The 16,672-nt window shown below is 65.2% G+C and carries 15 protein-coding genes; all 15 read left to right on the top strand.

Features of this window, described 5'->3' with window-relative positions; translation table 11 throughout:
* Nucleotides 1-136: 136 nt before the first annotated feature.
* The 15 genes from JJ896_03220 to uraH all read left to right on the top strand — a co-directional run bounded on the left by JJ896_03220 (nucleotide 137) and on the right by uraH (nucleotide 16,602).
* On the top strand, nucleotides 137-1,516 hold the full coding sequence (locus JJ896_03220; GenBank protein MBO6778644.1) for a serine hydrolase: 1,380 nt from the start codon (nucleotides 137-139) through the stop codon (nucleotides 1,514-1,516).
* Between the two features lie 92 nt (nucleotides 1,517-1,608).
* On the top strand, nucleotides 1,609-1,953 hold the full coding sequence (locus JJ896_03215) for a hypothetical protein (GenBank protein MBO6778643.1): 345 nt from the start codon (nucleotides 1,609-1,611) through the stop codon (nucleotides 1,951-1,953).
* Nucleotides 1,954-2,890: 937 nt separating this feature from the next.
* A complete protein-coding gene (locus JJ896_03210; GenBank protein MBO6778642.1) occupies nucleotides 2,891-4,315 on the top strand; it encodes a 1-acyl-sn-glycerol-3-phosphate acyltransferase in 1,425 nt (474 codons plus the stop codon).
* Nucleotides 4,316-4,346: 31 nt separating this feature from the next.
* A complete protein-coding gene (locus JJ896_03205; GenBank protein ID MBO6778641.1) occupies nucleotides 4,347-5,063 on the top strand; it encodes a hypothetical protein in 717 nt (238 codons plus the stop codon).
* A 33-nt stretch (nucleotides 5,064-5,096) separates the two neighbouring features.
* Nucleotides 5,097-5,957, top strand: a complete 861-nt coding sequence (locus JJ896_03200; GenBank protein ID MBO6778640.1) for a phytanoyl-CoA dioxygenase family protein — start codon at nucleotides 5,097-5,099, stop codon at nucleotides 5,955-5,957.
* Between the two features lie 21 nt (nucleotides 5,958-5,978).
* A complete protein-coding gene (locus tag JJ896_03195) occupies nucleotides 5,979-6,728 on the top strand; it encodes a TIGR02206 family membrane protein (GenBank protein ID MBO6778639.1) in 750 nt (249 codons plus the stop codon).
* A gap of 54 nt (nucleotides 6,729-6,782) precedes the next feature.
* Nucleotides 6,783-7,610: a urate hydroxylase PuuD gene (locus tag JJ896_03190; protein MBO6778638.1), complete on the top strand. Its 828-nt coding sequence runs from the start codon at nucleotides 6,783-6,785 to the stop codon at nucleotides 7,608-7,610.
* Nucleotides 7,603-9,018 (top strand): FAD binding domain-containing protein, encoded by a 1,416-nt coding sequence (locus JJ896_03185; protein MBO6778637.1) that lies wholly within the window; start codon nucleotides 7,603-7,605, stop codon nucleotides 9,016-9,018. The genes JJ896_03190 and JJ896_03185 overlap by 8 nt, the downstream gene beginning before the upstream one ends.
* Nucleotides 9,005-11,278: a molybdopterin-dependent oxidoreductase gene (locus tag JJ896_03180; GenBank protein MBO6778636.1), complete on the top strand. Its 2,274-nt coding sequence runs from the start codon at nucleotides 9,005-9,007 to the stop codon at nucleotides 11,276-11,278. Before JJ896_03185 ends, JJ896_03180 begins: the two co-directional genes overlap by 14 nt.
* The gene (locus JJ896_03175) at nucleotides 11,275-12,186 is read left to right on the top strand and encodes an XdhC family protein (GenBank protein ID MBO6778635.1); all 912 of its coding nucleotides are present in this window, start codon (nucleotides 11,275-11,277) and stop codon (nucleotides 12,184-12,186) included. Before JJ896_03180 ends, JJ896_03175 begins: the two co-directional genes overlap by 4 nt.
* The gene (gene allB / locus JJ896_03170; protein MBO6778634.1) at nucleotides 12,183-13,508 is read left to right on the top strand and encodes an allantoinase AllB; all 1,326 of its coding nucleotides are present in this window, start codon (nucleotides 12,183-12,185) and stop codon (nucleotides 13,506-13,508) included. Before JJ896_03175 ends, allB begins: the two co-directional genes overlap by 4 nt.
* Complete coding sequence (gene alc / locus JJ896_03165) at nucleotides 13,501-14,433, top strand: allantoicase (GenBank protein MBO6778633.1); 933 nt, start codon at nucleotides 13,501-13,503, stop codon at nucleotides 14,431-14,433. The genes allB and alc overlap by 8 nt, the downstream gene beginning before the upstream one ends.
* Nucleotides 14,430-14,936, top strand: a complete 507-nt coding sequence (gene uraD / locus JJ896_03160) for a 2-oxo-4-hydroxy-4-carboxy-5-ureidoimidazoline decarboxylase (GenBank protein MBO6778632.1) — start codon at nucleotides 14,430-14,432, stop codon at nucleotides 14,934-14,936. Before alc ends, uraD begins: the two co-directional genes overlap by 4 nt.
* Nucleotides 14,933-16,261, top strand: a complete 1,329-nt coding sequence (locus JJ896_03155; protein MBO6778631.1) for a hypothetical protein — start codon at nucleotides 14,933-14,935, stop codon at nucleotides 16,259-16,261. The genes uraD and JJ896_03155 overlap by 4 nt, the downstream gene beginning before the upstream one ends.
* Nucleotides 16,258-16,602, top strand: a complete 345-nt coding sequence (uraH, locus tag JJ896_03150) for a hydroxyisourate hydrolase (protein ID MBO6778630.1) — start codon at nucleotides 16,258-16,260, stop codon at nucleotides 16,600-16,602. The genes JJ896_03155 and uraH overlap by 4 nt, the downstream gene beginning before the upstream one ends.
* The last annotated feature ends 70 nt before the right edge of the window (nucleotides 16,603-16,672 follow it).

Raw genomic sequence — 16,672 nt, 5'->3', positions numbered from 1 at the left:
GTCACAACAAGTATCGTGACTGTCGCGACGTGCTCGAAGCCGGTTGTCTTTGGCAGTAGCCGCTTGTCGAGCGGATCGCCGGTTTGCCTTCGAAGGGCATCGGAGCCTACCCTGGACCTTCGCCCTTGAGGAGTCCATGCGCACTACTCTGATCCTGCTTCTCTCCCTGACGGCCGCGCAGGTCCATGCCCAGCACGCTGCCATCGACTCGGTCATGGCCCGGTTCAATCGCACCGATGCGCCGGGCGGCGCGGTGACCGTGGTCGAGCGAGGCGAAGTGACCTACCAGAAGGGACATGGCATGGCGAGCCTGGAGCAGGGCATCGCCATTCGCCCGGAAACCATCTTCGACATTGGCTCGGTCTCAAAGCAGTTCACCGGCTTCGCCCTGGCCATGCTCGACGCGCAGGGCGCGCTGAGTCTGGACGACGACATTCGTCTTCACCTGCCAGAGGTCCCGGACTTTGGGCACACGATCACCATCCGACACCTTCTGAACCATACGTCGGGTCTCCGTGAGATCTACGACTCGAAAGGTTTGGCCGGATGGAAGGGCGGCGACGGCATCGAACAGTTCGAGGCCCTGCGGATGACGCGGCACATGACGGAGCTCAACTTTGTGCCCGGCACGGAATACCTGTACTGCAACACCGGCTACATGCTGGCGGCCGACATCGTGACCCGAGTTACGGGTCAAGCGTTCCCGGAATGGCTGCAGCGCCACGTCCTTGAACCGCTGGGTATGGACAGTGCCGAAGTCATGGACCACGTCGGCGAGGTCATCGTCGGGGCGGCAGACTCGTATTCGCCGCAAGACGGGATGGCCTTCGTGCGTCGCTTCGACAATTCGAGCGCGTTCGGCCAGGGCGGGATCTACGCGAGCGGATCGGACATGGCGAAGTGGATGGCCAACATGGGCAGCATGCGGGTGGGCGGGCAGGCCGTCTTCGATCGGCTGACTACCCGCGGCGTGCTAGCCTCGGGCGATACACTGAGCTATGCGCTGGGCATCTCCGTGCGCGAGCATCGCGGGGCGACCGTCTGGATGCACACCGGTGCCAGCGCAGGATTCCGTTCGGTGTTGGCCTGGTTTCCAGACCACGAGACGGGCGTTTTTGTGCAGGGAAACCGCTCCGACTTCGGCTCGGTGGCGCGCCTTTGGGCTGTGGTGGACGCTGTGCTGGGAGATCGACTCGACGCCGCGGAAACGGCACGGACGCCATCGCCCGAAGCAGGGCCCGAACCGGCGACAGGTTCCCCGAATCCGGATGCGTTCGTGGGTCGATTCCTCTCTGACGAATTGCAGGCCGTGTACGAGGTGGCTCTGGACGATGGGCAGCTCATTCTGAGTCACCGGCGGCACGGAGACCTGACGATGGAGCCGCGCGGAGGCGATGCGTTCAATGTCCCCGGTTTTGCCTATGTGGTGTTTGAGCGCAGTCCGGCGGGGGGTATTACTGGCTTCAGGGCGAGCACAAGCCGGGCGCGGAACGTGCTGTTCAGGCGGATTCGCTAGCGACCGGCTATCATGCGCGCCCGCCGCTCGGAGGCGGGGCGGGGACACCCTGTCAGGCGGATCACGTCTGGGCAGGCATCGTTGATCTGGTCGTGCTGGTCATCTTCAACGATAGCTGCTCCAAGTGCGCCTACTTCGCGGAGGCGGCAGGAAACCGAAACTGGACCGCCGTGCGTTACCTGCACGGCGAACTGACCCGGGAGATGCTGGACGCCATCTTCGAACGGTACGACGGGCCCGTTTCCGACCTCGTTCGCACCAGGGAGCCCACCTGGAAGGCGCTCGATGTCGGGCTCGACGAGTTGGGACCTGAGGCGCTGAAAGATCTCATCCTTGAGTACCCCATCATCCTTCAGCGGCCGATCGTGCTGAAGAAGGACCGGGCCATCCTCGCCCGCGTGCCGGAGCGCGTGTGGGATACGTTCGCTGACGATTAGGGATCGGCTGGGCTCGGCGCTGCTCCCAGCGCGGTGCGTTTCCCGCGCGGCGCTGGATCCTCCCTGGCCCCGGCCCCGCCCCCCGCCCTCCGCCCCGCCGAGCGCCTGACATGGGATTCGGGGGCGATATTCCACTCCGCGCCTGCGCTCGCGGCCTCCGGAGTCGAATGCGGCCGCCTATTCCACATCGCCTCCCGGCCGGAGCGCGCCAACATGGAATAGCCCCGCCGTTTTCCACTCGGGGGGCGGTGGGCGAGCGCCACCCCCGGCCCCGGCGCCACCCCCGGCCCCGGCGCCACCCCCGGCCCCGGCGCCACCCCCGGCCCCCGGCGCCACCCCCGGCCTCGGCGCATCCCCCGGCCCTCGGCGCCGCCCCGGCGCCGGTGCCTCCGCCGCGCCCGAGCGCCTGACATGGGATTCGGGCGCGATATTCCACTTCGCGCCTGCGCTCGCGGCCTCCGGAGTCGAATTTGGCCTCCTATTCCACATCGCCCCCGGGCCGGAGGGCGCCAACATGGAATAGCCCCGGCGTTTTCCACTGGGGGGCGAGGCGCCCGCCCGGGCCCGGCCCCGGGGTCCCGCCGAGCGCCCGACATGGGATTGGGGGGCGATTTTCCACTCCGCGCTTGCGCTCGCGGCCCCCGGAGTCGAACTAGGCCGCCTATTCCACATCGCCCCCCTGGCCGGAGGGCGCCGACATGGAATAGCCCCGCCGTTTTCCACTCGGGGGTGGCGGGGAGCGCCCCCCCGGCCCCGGCGCAGGCCCCCCGGCCCCGGCGCCACCCCCGGCCTCGGCGCCTTCCCCCCACCCCCCGCCCCCGCCCAGAAACACCCGCACCGCACCCCCCCAATTGCCCCGCAACCCTTCGCGCATCCATATTGGGGCACCTTGCGCCAGGACCGCCTATATCGAGCCTGCCGCACCGCTGTCCGGCGGATGCTGCGCCTCTTTTTCCGGGAAGTGGTCATTGAGGGCGCCGAAAACATCCCGGCGGATCGAGGCGGGCTGTTCGTGGCGGCGCACCCGAACGGCCTGATCGACCCGGCGCTCATCCTGGTGGGATGCCCCCGCCACGTAGTGTTCGGCGCGCGTCACGGCCTGTTTGACTGGCCTGTGCTCGGTCCCCTCATGCGTCGCATGGGTGCCGTGCCCATCTATCGGGCGATGGACGAGTCGACACTCACAAAGGCCGAGAAACTGGAGTTGAACCGGAAGAGCCTGGAGGGATTGGCCGGCGCTCTTGTCAACGGGTCGTTCTCCGCTCTCTTTCCTGAAGGCAACAGCCACGACCTGCCTCACCTGATCCCGGTAAAGACTGGGGCAGCCCGGCTCTACTACCAGGCCCGCGCGCAGGTAGCCGTGGGGCAGCCGGCGCCAGCCATTATTCCGGTCGGCCTGCACTACGACCGGAAGAACATATTCCGGTCACGCGTGCTGGTGGTCTTTCACCCGCCGCTTGACCTCCCCGCGGACCTGGACTGCGTGCCTGATCCGGCGCGACTTCGCTCCGCAGTGAAGAACCTCACGGAGCGCATCGCCGAGAAACTCACGGAAGTCGTGGGCTCGACGGACGATTGGCGGCTGCACCACCTCATGCACCGCGCCGGCAAACTGGTGCGGGCGGAGATGGGCTGGCGTCGCGGCAAGCGGCACGAAAAACCCGATCTGACCGAAAAGCAGCTGGCCTACCAGCGGATTTGGGCGGGGTACCAGGCCCGAGCCGAAACACACGCCGAAGAACTGGCCGGCTTCCGCTCCCGGCTGAGTGCATACGACCGGTACCTGGGCCTGCTGGGACTGCGCGACCACGAGCTGACCGACCTCCCGAAACTGGCCTCGCCCTGGCTTCTGACACTGTTTGTCGGCCAGGTGGTACTGGTCTATTTCCTCTTCCCGCCGCTCCTGGTGCTGGGATTCCTGATCAACATCGGTCCCTACTACCTCCTCCGGCGCGTCTCAAGACGCTTCTCCGCCAAGCGAAAGGACGAGGCCACCGTGAAAATTCTCGGCGGAGCGGTGCTCTTTCCCCTGGCGTGGATCGTTGTCGCGCTGGGCGCCTGGTTCGCCCATGAGGAATTGCGATCCCTCTTTCCCGGCATGCCGGATGTCTGGGCTGCCGTCGTTCTTGTGACACTCTTTGTAAGCGTGTTTGGCGGCTATCTGGCCTTGATCTACGCGGAGTTGTCCCGCCAGACGTTTCGTGCGATGCGGGTTCGGGCGACCCGCAGGCGACGGCAGGCACTTCTGGACAAACTGATCTCCGAGCGCTCCTTCCTGTGCAACGAACTCCTGCAGCTGGGAGAGGGCCTCGAATTGCCGGGCGAACGGCTTCCGGACGGACGGCTGCAGCCGGCTTCGTGAACCCGGGGCACCATGCGGCCGTAAGTGGGCGATGTTCCGAAAGCTCCTCCTTGCCCTGATGCTGGCAGCGCTTGCCGTGCCCGAAGCCCGCGCCCAGCCGCAGGAGGAGACGGTGGTGCTCCTCCACGGACTGATCCGTTCGCACCGCTCGATGGCCAAGATGGAACGGGCGCTCCAGCAGGCGGGCTACAGAACCTGCAACATCGGCTACCCGTCCCGTCGCCACACGGTGGGAGTGCTGGCCCGCGAGCACATCTTGCCGGAGATCGAGTCCTGCGCGCCGGAAGGACCGGTGCATTTCGTCACGCACAGTCTTGGCGGCATCCTGGTTCGGGTGCTTGCAGAGGAAGGGCAGCTCCCGCGCATGGGTCGGGTGGTGATGCTGGGCCCGCCCAACCAGGGCAGCGAAGTGGTGGATGCCGTCGGCAGCTGGTGGCTGTTCGGAAAACTCAATGGTCCCGCTGGAGGGGAACTGGGTACGGGTCCCGACAGCGTGCCGAACACGCTCGGACCGGCGACCTTCGAGGTCGGTGTTATCGCGGGCACGCGGTCCATCAACTGGATTAATTCCTCGCTCATTGACGGTCGCGACGATGGCAAGGTCTCCGTCGAGCGCGCGAGGCTGGAGGGCATGCAGGACTTCATCGAAGTGCCTTCCACCCACACCTTCATGATGCGCTCCGGTCGGGTGATCCGCCAGGCGCTGCATTTCCTGGAGGCCGGACAGTTCGATCGGGGCGAGTCCTAGCGGGCGACAGGATCACGCCGCCTATCTTCCCGCATGCACCCGCATCGATTTCCCTTCCCGTCCGGCGGCTTTCTGACGCGCGACATGCAGGAAGCCTTCGCAGCCAATGGATTCCTGATCCTGGAAGGGTACACCACGCGCGGCGACTGTGAGGCCCTGCGCGCGCGTGCCGGGAAGCTCATGGAGGAGGCCGCCAAAGATTCGAAAACGGTCTTCTCGACGACAACCCGGGAGCACGCTGCGGACCGCTACTTCATGGAATCCGGCGACAAGATCCGGTTCTTCTGGGAGAAGGATGCCTTTGACAGCGTCGGAAACCTCACCCTCGAACCAGAGCGCTGCCTGAACAAGATCGGACATGCGATGCATGACCTGGACCCGGTGTTCGAGGCCTTCTCGTACCGGCAGCCCATCGCCCGAATGGCCCGTGCCCTCGGCCTCAGGGTCCCGGCCATCATCCAGTCCATGTACATCCTCAAACCGCCGCACATAGGTGGCGAGGTCTCGCTCCACCAGGACTCCACGTACATCTACACGGAGCCGGACAGCTGCCTGGGCTTGTGGTTTGCCCTGGAGGACGCCACCGAGGAGAACGGCTGCATGTATTTCCTGCCCGGGGACTATCCGCTCGCGGAACGGAACGTGCGCACGGGTCCCTACGCCACCAGGAACGTCTCGCTGGCCGAGCCGGCCTGGGATTCGGGCGATGCGGTCGCTGCTCCGGTTCAGGTTGGCAGCGTGGTACTCTTTCATGGCCGCGCGCCGCACTTCAGTGGCCCCAATCGGTCTGACCGGTCCCGCCACGCCTACACGCTGCACCTGATAGACCGGACAGCCCGGTACCCGGAGGACAACTGGCTGCAACGCGAACTCCCCCTGCGCTCGCTATCTTGAGTTGAGCCCCCAATCTCCCGCATGGAACGCTATTTCGACGTCAACTGGACGGGTCCGGCCTTTGACCTGTTCGGCCCGGCCCACCTCACCATAGTCGGTCTGTTTGCCCTCCTGGCCACGGCGATGATTGTCGCCGGGCGGCGAGGTCCGGCCGAACGAAAGGATCTGATCCGGCGGACGTTTGGTGCGCTGATGCTTCTCAATGAAGCCGGCACACACGTCTGGAAGGTCAGCTACGGCACGTGGGCCGTCGAAGAGTCGCTGCCCCTGCAGCTTTGCGGCGCCATGGCGTGGATTTCCGGGTCCACCCTGCTGTTCGGCTGGAAGAAGCTCTGGCCCATGCTGTATTTCTTCGGTGTGGGAGGGGCCGTGCAGGGCGTTATCACGCCCAACGCCACGCAGTATGGGTTCCCGCACTATCAGATGATCGAGACCATCTTTGCCCACTCGGCCCTGGTGGTCGCAGGCCTCTGGGTGGTGCTGGTTGAGGGCTACCGTCCCACGCTGAGGCAGTTCTTTACCATCTTCCTCGGCCTGAATGTCGCGGCGCTGGTGATGTATTTCGTGAACCTCGGGCTGGGCTCGAACTATCTGTTTGTCAACGCCAAGCCTCCCGATGCGTCCATCATTGATGCGATGCCGGAGTGGCCGTACTACATCCCGATCCTGGAAGTAATCGCATTCGTGCAGTTCGGGGTGCTGTACCTGCCATTTGCGCGCCGAGGAACGGGTGAGGTGCCCGCACCAGCGAGATCCGGCGTACGCTCCTAGGGCCGGGCCGATTGGGCAGTTCGCCTGGCTGCCGCCACCCCTGACCACAGTCGCATGGACTTCGACCTTCTCGGCACGCTGCAATACCTGGTCCGCTGGACGCACGTGTTCGCAGCCATCCTCTGGATCGGACAGACCTATCTGTTCAATTTCATGGAGGATCGCCTGGAAAGCGCGGACGGAGATGACGTCATCATCGGAAAGCTCTGGATGGTGCACGGAGGCGGGCTCTTCCGGGTGGAGAAGCAGCGATACGCGTCCTACCTGCCACCGGTGCTTCACTGGTTCAAATACGAGGCCGCGGCGACCTGGCTGAGCGGCATCGTGCTCATCACACTCGTCTACTACGTCGATGGGCTGCTGATCACGCCTGATCAGGACTTCCTCACGGCAGCACTCGTAGGCGGGTTCTCGCTACCGGTCGGCTGGTTGCTGTACGATGGGCTGGTTCGCTCGCCCCTGGGGCGTCGCCCGGTTCTGTTTGCGGCGATCGGCCTCGTTCTGATCATGGCCCTGCACTACGGCTACCTCCAGGTGATGAGTCCGCGATCGGCGTTCATCCATGTGGGTGCGGTCCTGGGGTCAATCATGACTGCCAACGTCTGGGAGCGCATCCTTCCATCGACCGAAAAGCAGCTGGCCGCCATCCGCTCGGGCACGCCGGTTTCTGTCGATGTGGCTTCCACCGGACCGCTGCGGTCCCGGCAGAATTCGTACGTGGTCATGCCGGTGGTGGCCATCATGATCTCCAACCACTACCCCTCGGTCTCGTACGGCAACGAGCACAGCACCCTGGTGCTCGGTGTGCTCGTAGTCCTCGGATGGGGTATTGCGCGTCTGTTCCGAAAACCGCTTTTTGGACGGGGCGCCGCGCATGAATGAGCCCCTGCAATTCATACTGAATGACCGGCAGCTCTCCGTCGAAGTCCCGCCGGGCCTGCTGGTCCTGGACCTTCTTCGAGAGCACCTGCGACAGGTCGGCACCAAAGAAGGGTGCCGGGAGGGTGACTGCGGCGCCTGTGTTGTTCTGGTTGGAGAGCTCTCGGGCGATGGCGTGCGGTATCGCGCGGTCACGTCCTGCCTGATGCCGGCCGGCGAGCTGGCCGGCAAGCACCTGATCACCATCGAAGGCTTACGCGCTCCGGTACTTTCCAGCCTGCAGGAGGCCATCGTAGAGGAAGGTGCCTCCCAATGTGGATTTTGCACACCGGGCATAGTGTTGTCGCTGACCGGAGCCCTTTTGGAGCGCAGCGAGCCCATGGATGCGGCCGCGGTCAAGACTGCGCTGGGAGGCCATCTGTGTCGGTGCACGGGATATCGCTCGCTGAAGGCCGTGCGGCATGCGCTTGAGGATTCTCCCGTCGGTGTCCCGGCCCTGGTTGGCAGTGGTGAACTGCCGGGCTGGATGCTCACCATCCCTCAGCGGCTGCGAGCGCTTGGTCCGGACACCACAACGAACGGTGCAGCCTCCCCCGGGCGCGCGATTGCGGGCGGGACCGATCTCTACGTCCAGCAGGGGGATGCGCTTGCAGAGGATGCATCGGTACAGGTGCTCGGCAACCGCGCGGATCTGCGCGGCATTGTGGACAAGGAAGATTCCCTCTGGATAGGCCCGTCGACCACGTTTGAGCAGCTGGCCGAAAGCGACGCGATACGCAGGCTGGTTCCGGAGATTCGCGCGTACATGGATGACATCGCCTCGGTGCAAATCCGCAATCGGGCCACGGTTGGCGGCAACCTGGTCAATGCGTCGCCCATCGGTGACGTGACCATTCTGCTGCTGGCCTTCGACACCCATCTCGCGCTGACGGCGCCCGACGGTGCCGAGCGCACCGTACCGCTTCGCCGGTTCTATCGCGGGTACAAAGACATCGACCTCGGGCCGGGCGAGCTCGTCACGGGCATCACCGTGCGAAAGCCGCCGTCGGGTGCCGTAGTCAGTTGGGAAAAAGTCAGCAAGCGGCGCAGCCTGGACATCGCAAGCGTCAACAGCGCGCTCTTAATCCATTCCTCCGGGGATACGATTGAATCCGCCACGCTGACCTTCGGCGGAGTCGCGCCCGTTCCTTTTCTGGCGGCGCAGACCTCGTCGTGGATGGCGGGCAAGCCGCTGAATGCAGAGACGGTGCGCGAGGCCGGGGAGTACGTGCAGCGGGAGATCGCTCCCATTTCTGACATTCGAGGCTCGGCCTCTTACAAACGGCTGTTGGCCCGCCAGTTGCTCTGGGCGCACATCACTACCCTTTTCCCCGATCAGGTTCAGCTGGAGGCCCTGTATGAAGAACATTGACGGGGCACTCCATGTGCGTGGTGAGGCCGAGTTCGTCGATGACGAACGGCGTCCGGTGGACCTCGCCTTTGCGGCGGTATGCGGTTCGCCGGTGGCCCATGGCCGGCTGAAACAGATCGATGTGGCTGAGGCGGAGGACATGGAGGGGGTCCTTGCCGTGGTGCTCGCCGCCGACCTCCCCGGAGACAATGAGGTGGGTCCCATCATCCAGGACGAGCCGCTGCTGGCTTCGACCCTGGTGCGGTACATCGGTCACCCCGTAGCGCTTGTCGTGGCGGACACCGCAACCCGAGCGCGCGAGGCGGCTGCGGCCATCGACCTTTCCATTGAAGAACTGCCGCCTGTTGTGGACCCGCGGCGCGCCTTCGAAGCAGGCGAGATCATCGGCTCAACGCGCACGTTCGAATGTGGCGAGCCGGACGGCGCCTGGCAGTCCTGTGCATTCGTAGCGGAAGGACGCTGCGACCTCGGGGGCCAGGAGCATGTGTACCTGGAGACGCAGCGGGCCCGAGCCACACCGCTAGAGCATGGTCGGCTGCACGTATCGACCTCAACGCAGAGCCCTTACGCCGCGCAGAAGCACATCGCCAAGGTGCTGGGGGTGCCCAACAACCACATTGAGGTGGACGTGCGGCGCCTGGGCGGAGGATTCGGCGGGAAAGAGGATCAGGCCACGCATTGGGCATGCTTTGCAGCAGTCGGCGCGTGGGCGAGCGGGCGTCCGGTTGAAATCGTGCTGCGGCGGGACGAGGATTTTCGCCACACCGGCAAGCGACACCCCTACTCGGCCGACTTCAAACTCGGCGCTGATGAGGAGGGGCGCATCGTGGTCTTTGAGGCGCTGCACTACCAGAACGCAGGTGCTACCGCGGATCTGTCGCCGGGCGTGCTCGAACGCACCCTGTACCATGCCACCGGGTCCTATCGCGTGCCGAATGCGCGCCTCTTCGCCGCGTCCTGCCGAACGAACATCCCGCCCAATACGGCTTTTCGGGGATTCGGTGGCCCACAGGGCATGTTCGTAATCGAGGCCGCGCTGGCCCGTCTGTCAGAAGTGTCGGGCATCCCGCGTGCCACGCTCCAGGAACGCAATCTCCTGCGACCGGGCGACGTCTTCCCCTACGGCCAGCCCGTCGAGGACAATCGCACCCGACGCGCATGGCATCGTGCCGTGCAGCGTTTTCGGCTGGAGGAGCGGCTGGCCGCAGCAGAGACGTTCAACGCCCAACATTTTGCTGTAAAGAAGGGCGTTGCGGTTATGCCGGTCACCTTCGGCATCTCCTTCACAACCACGTTCCTGAACCAGGCCGGGGCTCTGGTTCACGTCTATACGGACGGGTCCGTTTCGGTGACGACCGGTGGGGTTGAGATGGGGCAGGGTCTGACCACGAACATCGCGCTCACGGTGGCCAAGGCGTTCGGAATCGACCCCTCGCGCGTGCGCGTCGAGACCACAAACACCACCCGCGTGGCGAACATGTCGCCGTCTGCGGCAAGCTCCACGACGTTGCTGAACGGCAACGCGGCCCTGGAGGCGTGCCGTCAAATCCGGGAGCGTCTGCTACGCGTTGGCGCCGGGCTGGTGGAGACCGACCTCTCGACCCTGGATATCAAAGCGGATCGCTTGCTCAAGGATGGTCTGCCGACGGACATCGCGTGGGAGGACCTGGTGGCGGCGGCCTATCTGAAGCGCATCGACCTCTCCGCCCACGGCTTTTTTGCCACACCGGGCATTCATTTCGACAAGGTCCAGGAAACCGGTCATCCGTTTGCCTATCACGCCGGAGGAACGGCGATCGTCGAGGTGACCCTGGACTGCCTGCGTGGACGCTATGCGATCGACGCGGTCCGCATTGTACATGACGTGGGTCGCCCGCTCAGTCGCACTGTTGATCTGGGACAGGTAGAAGGAGGGCTGGCTCAGGGTCTGGGCTGGATGACGGTCGAGGATCTGCAGTACGACGACAGAGGACGACTCATGTCCAAGAATCTTGCGTCCTACAAGGTGCCGGACGCCTTTTTCATGTCGGACACCCTTGAGGTGGAGTTCCTGGACGATGCCGACGAGGTACTGGGCCCGTTCGGCAGCAAAGCGGTCGGCGAGCCGCCGCTGATGTACGGCATTGGGGTGTTCTTCGCCCTGCGCGAGGCCATGCGAGCGTTTGCTCCGGAAGCTCGCCTACCCTTTCACGCGCCGCTCACTCCGGAGCGGGTCCTCATGGGCATTCACGCCCGCGTGGCGGCCGAGCTCTCGGCGTGACACCGGCATTCTGGAGCGATGTGGCCGCCCGGTTGGAAACCGGCGACCGGGTATTTCTGGCCCTGGTAGTGGCCCACTCCAGGCATTCCCCAGGCACGCGCGGAGCAGCCATGGCGGTGACGGCCGATGGGCACTTCACCGGCACGATAGGCGGCGGCGTCATGGAGGCCGATGTGCAGGCTCTCGCAGCGCGGGCCCTCCGGGACGAGCACTTCAAACCGCAGCGTCGACACCTCGTGCATCGCGCCGGCCACGCGCTGGCCTCCGGGCTGATCTGTGCGGGAGAGCAGAGCAACGTGTACCTCATGCTGAACACACGGGACGTGGTGTTGGCCCGCACGTGCGCCCGAGGTGAAGGCACCCTCGTAATTGACGACTCTGGTGCCAGACACGAGGAGGAGCCAGGGAAGTCCGGGGATCCCTGGCCGGTCTGCATACCGCTCTTCAACTCTCGCCGAGTAGCCATTCTCGGTGGTGGGCACTGCGCCGCGGCGCTGAGTCGCACCATGAGCAATCTCGGCTACCACGTCACGGTCGTCGAGGAGCGGGCCGACGTTCCAGCCCTGGAGCGGGCCGGTGAACTGATGCAGACAGAGACGCTCAGGGACGCCGCAGGGCGCGTCGCCCATCCCGAAAACACGTCCGTCATCTGCATGGGTCCGGACCTGCACGCGGACGTCCGGGCTTTGGTTGGAGCGCTGGAGGGACCATTTCCCTTCATCGGTGTCATGGGCGCACCGGCCAAACTGGCCCGCATCCGGACCGAATTGCGGGCTCTGGGGGTCTCCGAGGAGGGGTGGCAACGCATCACAGCTCCGGTCGGGCTGTCTATTGGAAGCCGCACGCCCGAGGAAATCGCCGTGAGCGTAGCCGGCCAGTTGATCCAGCGGGACAGAACGGAGCCATGAATCGGCCGGGTCCTGCCATAACCGCCATTCGAAGCACGCAGATCGTCACGCCGGAAGGCCTGCTGGACGGCTATGTGCGCATGGCCGATGGGCGTATTGCCGACCTCGGGCGGGGTTCGGTGCCAGGCGCGCTGGATGTGGGAGACCGCCTGGTTCTGCCGGGTTTTGTAGACCCCCATGTGCACATCAACGAGCCTGGACGGACCGAGTGGGAGGGGTTTTCGACAGCCACCAGGGCGGCGGCGTCGGCGGGGATCACGACGCTTGTAGACATGCCCCTGAATTCCACGCCCGTCACCACCACCGTCCGGGCCCTGGAGGAAAAACGGCACGCAGCCCAGGGAAAGCTGTGGGTGGACGTCGGCCTGCATGCTGGCGTGGTGCCAGGCAATCTGGCCGACCTGCAGCAGCTGGCGACGTCAGGCATTGTGGGTGCGAAGGCGTTCATGGTGGATTCGGGAATTCCGGAGTTTCCGCCGGCGGGAGCACGCGACCTGGAAGCCGCGATGCGCGTGCTGGCCAAGGCTGGCCTTCCCTTGCTGGTGCACGCGGAGTTGCCGCAGCCCGCACCCGTCGAGCCTGGACCGGACCGTCGCGCACTCTCGGGTGCCGCGCGCTGGGCAGCCTCCAGACCACCGTCGTGGGAGGTGGAGGCCCTGCGCCTGCTCATCGACCTTTGCCGCAGGACCGGGTGCCACACGCATGTGGTGCATGTGGCGAGTTCGCACTGTCTTCCCCACCTTGCCAAGGCGCGGGCTGAGGGGCTTCCGCTCACGGCGGAGACCTGTCCACATTATCTGTTCTTCGCGTTGGGCGAGTTTGGCGACGAGGACGTGCGATTCAAATGTGCACCCCCCATTCGGAGCCGCGAGAATGCGTCGCAGCTTCTGGATGGCTTGCGGGCCGGCCTGCTCGACTACGTTGCGAGCGATCATTCGCCCGCGCCGCCGGCAATGAAGTCGGGTGGATTTGAGCGGGCCTGGGGCGGGATCTCCAGCCTCGCGCTTGGGCCCAGCGTCCTTTTCACCATGCACCCCGAACCCCGGGATCTGGCCGATTGGTTCGCTACAGCGCCGGCACGCATCATGGGCCTCCGGGACCGCGGTGCCATCGTACAAGGGTTGCGAGCGGATCTGGTGGTGTTTGATCCGGGCAAGGAGGGCGTAATAAGGGAGTCGCATCTGCACACCAGGCACACGGTCAGCCCATATCTGGGAAAACGTCTTCGAGGAGTCGCCGAGATGACGTTTCTTGCGGGACGTTGTGTGTTCGACAACGGTGCATTCATCGGAGCCCCCCAGGGCGCCATTGTGTATGGATAGACCTGCATTTACCGGACTGGTTGACCTTGCTTCTGCGCGGCTCGGCGGCCGCGTGCTTGAGGCGACAGACGACTTCTTTGCCGAGAAGGAGAATCTGATCAAGCAGGAGGAGGCGGTGTTCAAGACGGGCCTGTATACCGACCGCGGAAAGTGGATGGACGGGTGGGAGTCGCGTCGGAAGCGTACACCTGGACACGACTGGGCGGTCGTTGCGCTGGGAATGCGAGGCCGTATTCGCGGCCTGGATGTCGACACCTCTCACTTCCGCGGCAATCACCCGCCGCACGTCTCCCTGGAGGGCCGGGACGGAGAGGGGCCGTGGACCGAACTGGTGCCGCGCACCGCCATTGACGAGGACACCCACAATTTCATCCCGGTGCAGGCCGCCCAGGTGTGTACCCATGTGCGCCTGCATATCTACCCCGACGGGGGCGTTGCCCGGTTGCGCGTCTTTGGGGACGTCGTGCCGGTGCTTCCGGCCGATGGTCGCGAGATCGAACTGAGCGCCATCGCCCACGGGGGGCTGGCGATCGCCTGCTCCGACGAACATTTCTGCCGGATGGCGAACCTGTTACTGCCGGACTCGCCCCGCAACATGGGAGACGGCTGGGAAACACGTCGACGGCGTGGGCCGGGCCACGACTGGGTCACCATTCGACTCGCTGGGCCGAGTGTGCTGTCCCGCGTCGATCTGGATACCGCCTTCTACAAGGGGAACTACCCCGATCGGTGCCGGCTCGAGGGCTGTCTTGGGGATCCGCAGACGGCTCCATGGCAGGAGGCTCTGCCGGAAACGCCCATGAAAGCAGACCACCTCCACCGGTTTGAGGCGTTTCGCGCAGCGGGTCCGTTCGATCATCTGCGCCTGTGCATCTATCCGGACGGCGGCGTGGCTCGTTTGCGCGCATTCGGCAGGTTGGTATGACCGTCGCCGAACTCGACGGCTTGCCGGCGGAGCAGGCTTCGGCAGCCCTGCGAGGCTGCTGTGGAGCAAGCGCGTGGGTGGCGGGCATGGTGGCTCGCAGACCTTTCGACACCCGCGAGGCGTTGCATGCGTCAAGCCGAGCGGTCTGCGCCGGACTGGAGCGGGCGGATTGGCTGGAGGCGTTCGCGGCCCATCCCAGGATCGGAGACCTGGAATCCCTCCGGAGTAGATTCGCGCATGACCGGTGGGCTGGTGGAGAGCAGGCGGGTGCCGCGGGGGCCTCGGACGCCGTGCTTCGCGCCCTCGCTCGGCGCAATGACGACTACGAGCTGCGGTTCGGCTACATTTTCATTGTGTGTGCCACCGGGAAGTCAGCCGAAGAGATGCTGCGCATTCTGGAGTCGCGATTGCCAAATGACCCGGAGGTTGAACTGCGGGTGGCCGCAGAGGAACAACGGAAGATCACCGAGCTGCGACTCGACAAACTGCTGGACCCGGCATGAAACTGCTCTCCGAGAGCGCACTACAGAGCTACCTGGATTCCCTGTCGGAAGCCAACCAGGCGTTCACAGCCGTCAGGCCCGGCCCCGGACCGCATCGCCAGCCGGTGCACACCGTATATGGCGGCGCCCAGCTGTTCAAGTCGGATCTGGCCGGAAAAATGGGCAGCGTGGCCCTACGTGTGCTTGATGCCTATGCGCCAGATGACGCGGCCTTTGGCGACGCGTTCGGTATTCCACCGGATCTGGCCGCGACCGTTCATGCACGGGTGCGCGAAAAACTCGCTCGCGAGCCGGTGGAAGACTTCCGCATCGACTACGAGGATGGCTTTGGCGTGAGGCCCGTACAAGAGGAGCGCGCAGAAGCCGCGCGAGCGGCAGGCGAGGTGGCGCTCGGCCTGAGGGATGGCACACTGCCCCCCTTCATCGGCATCCGGATCAAGCCCCTGAACGAGGAATACGGGCGACGATCGCTCGATACCCTGAACCGGTTTTTTGCGGCCCTTATGGAGGCCTCGGGTGGAAAGGTCCCGGAAAACATCGTTGTCACCCTGCCGAAAATCACCCACGTCGAGCAGGTACGTGTGTGCTCCGATGCGCTGGGTCGTATCGAAGAGATGGCGGGACTGGCGGAGAACGCCATCGGGCTGGAGTTCATGGTGGAGACGCCGACATCCATTCTGGGGACTCGTGGAGAGGCCACGCTTGCGGCCTGGGTGCGCGCGGCCGGCGCTCGCTGCACCGCGGCCCACTTCGGCGTGTACGACTACACAGCCAACCTGGACATCACCGCGTCGGAACAGCGCATGGGGCATCCCGCCTGCGATTTTGCGCGGCATGTCATGCAGGTATCCCTGGCCGGCACGGGGGTGTGGCTCTCCGACGGTGCCACCAACGTCATGCCGGTGCCGATCCATCGCGGAGACCAGCTCACACAGGCTGAGAAGGAAGAGAACCGGCGCTCGGTGCACGGAGCGTGGCGCCTGGCATTTGACGACAACATGCACTCGCTGCGGCACGCGTATTACCAGGGCTGGGACCTGCACCCGGCCCAGCTGCCGGCGCGATACGCGGCGGTGTACGCGTTCTTCCTGGACGGCTACCAGGCGGCTGCTCGCAGATTGCGTGCCTTTGTGGACAAGGCGGCCCAGGCATCTCTCGTGGGCGATGTGTTTGACGATGCGGCCACGGGGCAAGGGCTCCTGAACTACTTCCTCCGGGCATTGAACTGCGGGGCAATTACTGAGGAGGAAGCCGCCGAGACCGGCCTCACGCTGGACGAGATCCGCATGCGCTCCTTCAACAAGATTCTGGCACAACGGGCATGAAAGCACCCATCACCACCCACGTGCTGGACCTGGCTTCCGGCGATCCGGCGGCTGGGGTCGCCGTGGTGCTCGAGATGGCCGACGGTCCATCCTGGCAGGAGCTTGGGCGGGGAAAAACCGACGCGGACGGGCGCATCCAGTCACTGCTGGAGGCCTCACATCGGCTGCGCGGCGGTACCTACAGGCTCACGTTCGCCAGTGGCGACTATCACCGTGCCCAGGGGAGGGAGGCCTTCCATCCACGCATCGTGGTGGAATTCGAGATCGAGGACACACAACGGCACTACCACGTGCCTGTGCTGCTCAGCCCGTTTGGCTATTCGACCTACCGGGGCAGCTGAGGTCACTGCGGGGCAGAGGCAGCGCAGGGGTCGCGGCCTGTGTGCCGGCTTCGGGCCCTGAGGGCCGCAG

The sequence above is a fragment of the Rhodothermales bacterium genome (assembly GCA_017643395.1).
Taxonomy (GTDB): Bacteria; Bacteroidota; Rhodothermia; order Rhodothermales; family UBA10348; genus JABDJZ01.
Note: the sequence above shows the minus strand (reverse complement) of the source record. Positions and strands in the feature narration are given on the sequence as shown.

What these genes read in the sequence shown, in the direction of transcription:
- JJ896_03220 (MBO6778644.1), top strand. Translation starts at nt 137, where the DNA reads ATGCGCACTACTCTGATCCTGCTTCTCTCCCTGACGGCCGCGCAGGTC.
- JJ896_03210 (MBO6778642.1), top strand. Translation starts at nt 2,891, where the DNA reads ATGCTGCGCCTCTTTTTCCGGGAAGTGGTCATTGAGGGCGCCGAAAAC.
- JJ896_03205 (MBO6778641.1), top strand. Translation starts at nt 4,347, where the DNA reads ATGTTCCGAAAGCTCCTCCTTGCCCTGATGCTGGCAGCGCTTGCCGTG.
- JJ896_03200 (MBO6778640.1), top strand. Translation starts at nt 5,097, where the DNA reads ATGCACCCGCATCGATTTCCCTTCCCGTCCGGCGGCTTTCTGACGCGC.
- JJ896_03195 (MBO6778639.1), top strand. Translation starts at nt 5,979, where the DNA reads ATGGAACGCTATTTCGACGTCAACTGGACGGGTCCGGCCTTTGACCTG.
- JJ896_03190 (MBO6778638.1), top strand. Translation starts at nt 6,783, where the DNA reads ATGGACTTCGACCTTCTCGGCACGCTGCAATACCTGGTCCGCTGGACG.
- JJ896_03185 (MBO6778637.1), top strand. Translation starts at nt 7,603, where the DNA reads ATGAATGAGCCCCTGCAATTCATACTGAATGACCGGCAGCTCTCCGTC.
- JJ896_03180 (MBO6778636.1), top strand. Translation starts at nt 9,005, where the DNA reads ATGAAGAACATTGACGGGGCACTCCATGTGCGTGGTGAGGCCGAGTTC.
- allB (MBO6778634.1), top strand. Translation starts at nt 12,183, where the DNA reads ATGAATCGGCCGGGTCCTGCCATAACCGCCATTCGAAGCACGCAGATC.
- alc (MBO6778633.1), top strand. Translation starts at nt 13,501, where the DNA reads ATGGATAGACCTGCATTTACCGGACTGGTTGACCTTGCTTCTGCGCGG.
- uraD (MBO6778632.1), top strand. Translation starts at nt 14,430, where the DNA reads ATGACCGTCGCCGAACTCGACGGCTTGCCGGCGGAGCAGGCTTCGGCA.
- JJ896_03155 (MBO6778631.1), top strand. Translation starts at nt 14,933, where the DNA reads ATGAAACTGCTCTCCGAGAGCGCACTACAGAGCTACCTGGATTCCCTG.
- uraH (MBO6778630.1), top strand. Translation starts at nt 16,258, where the DNA reads ATGAAAGCACCCATCACCACCCACGTGCTGGACCTGGCTTCCGGCGAT.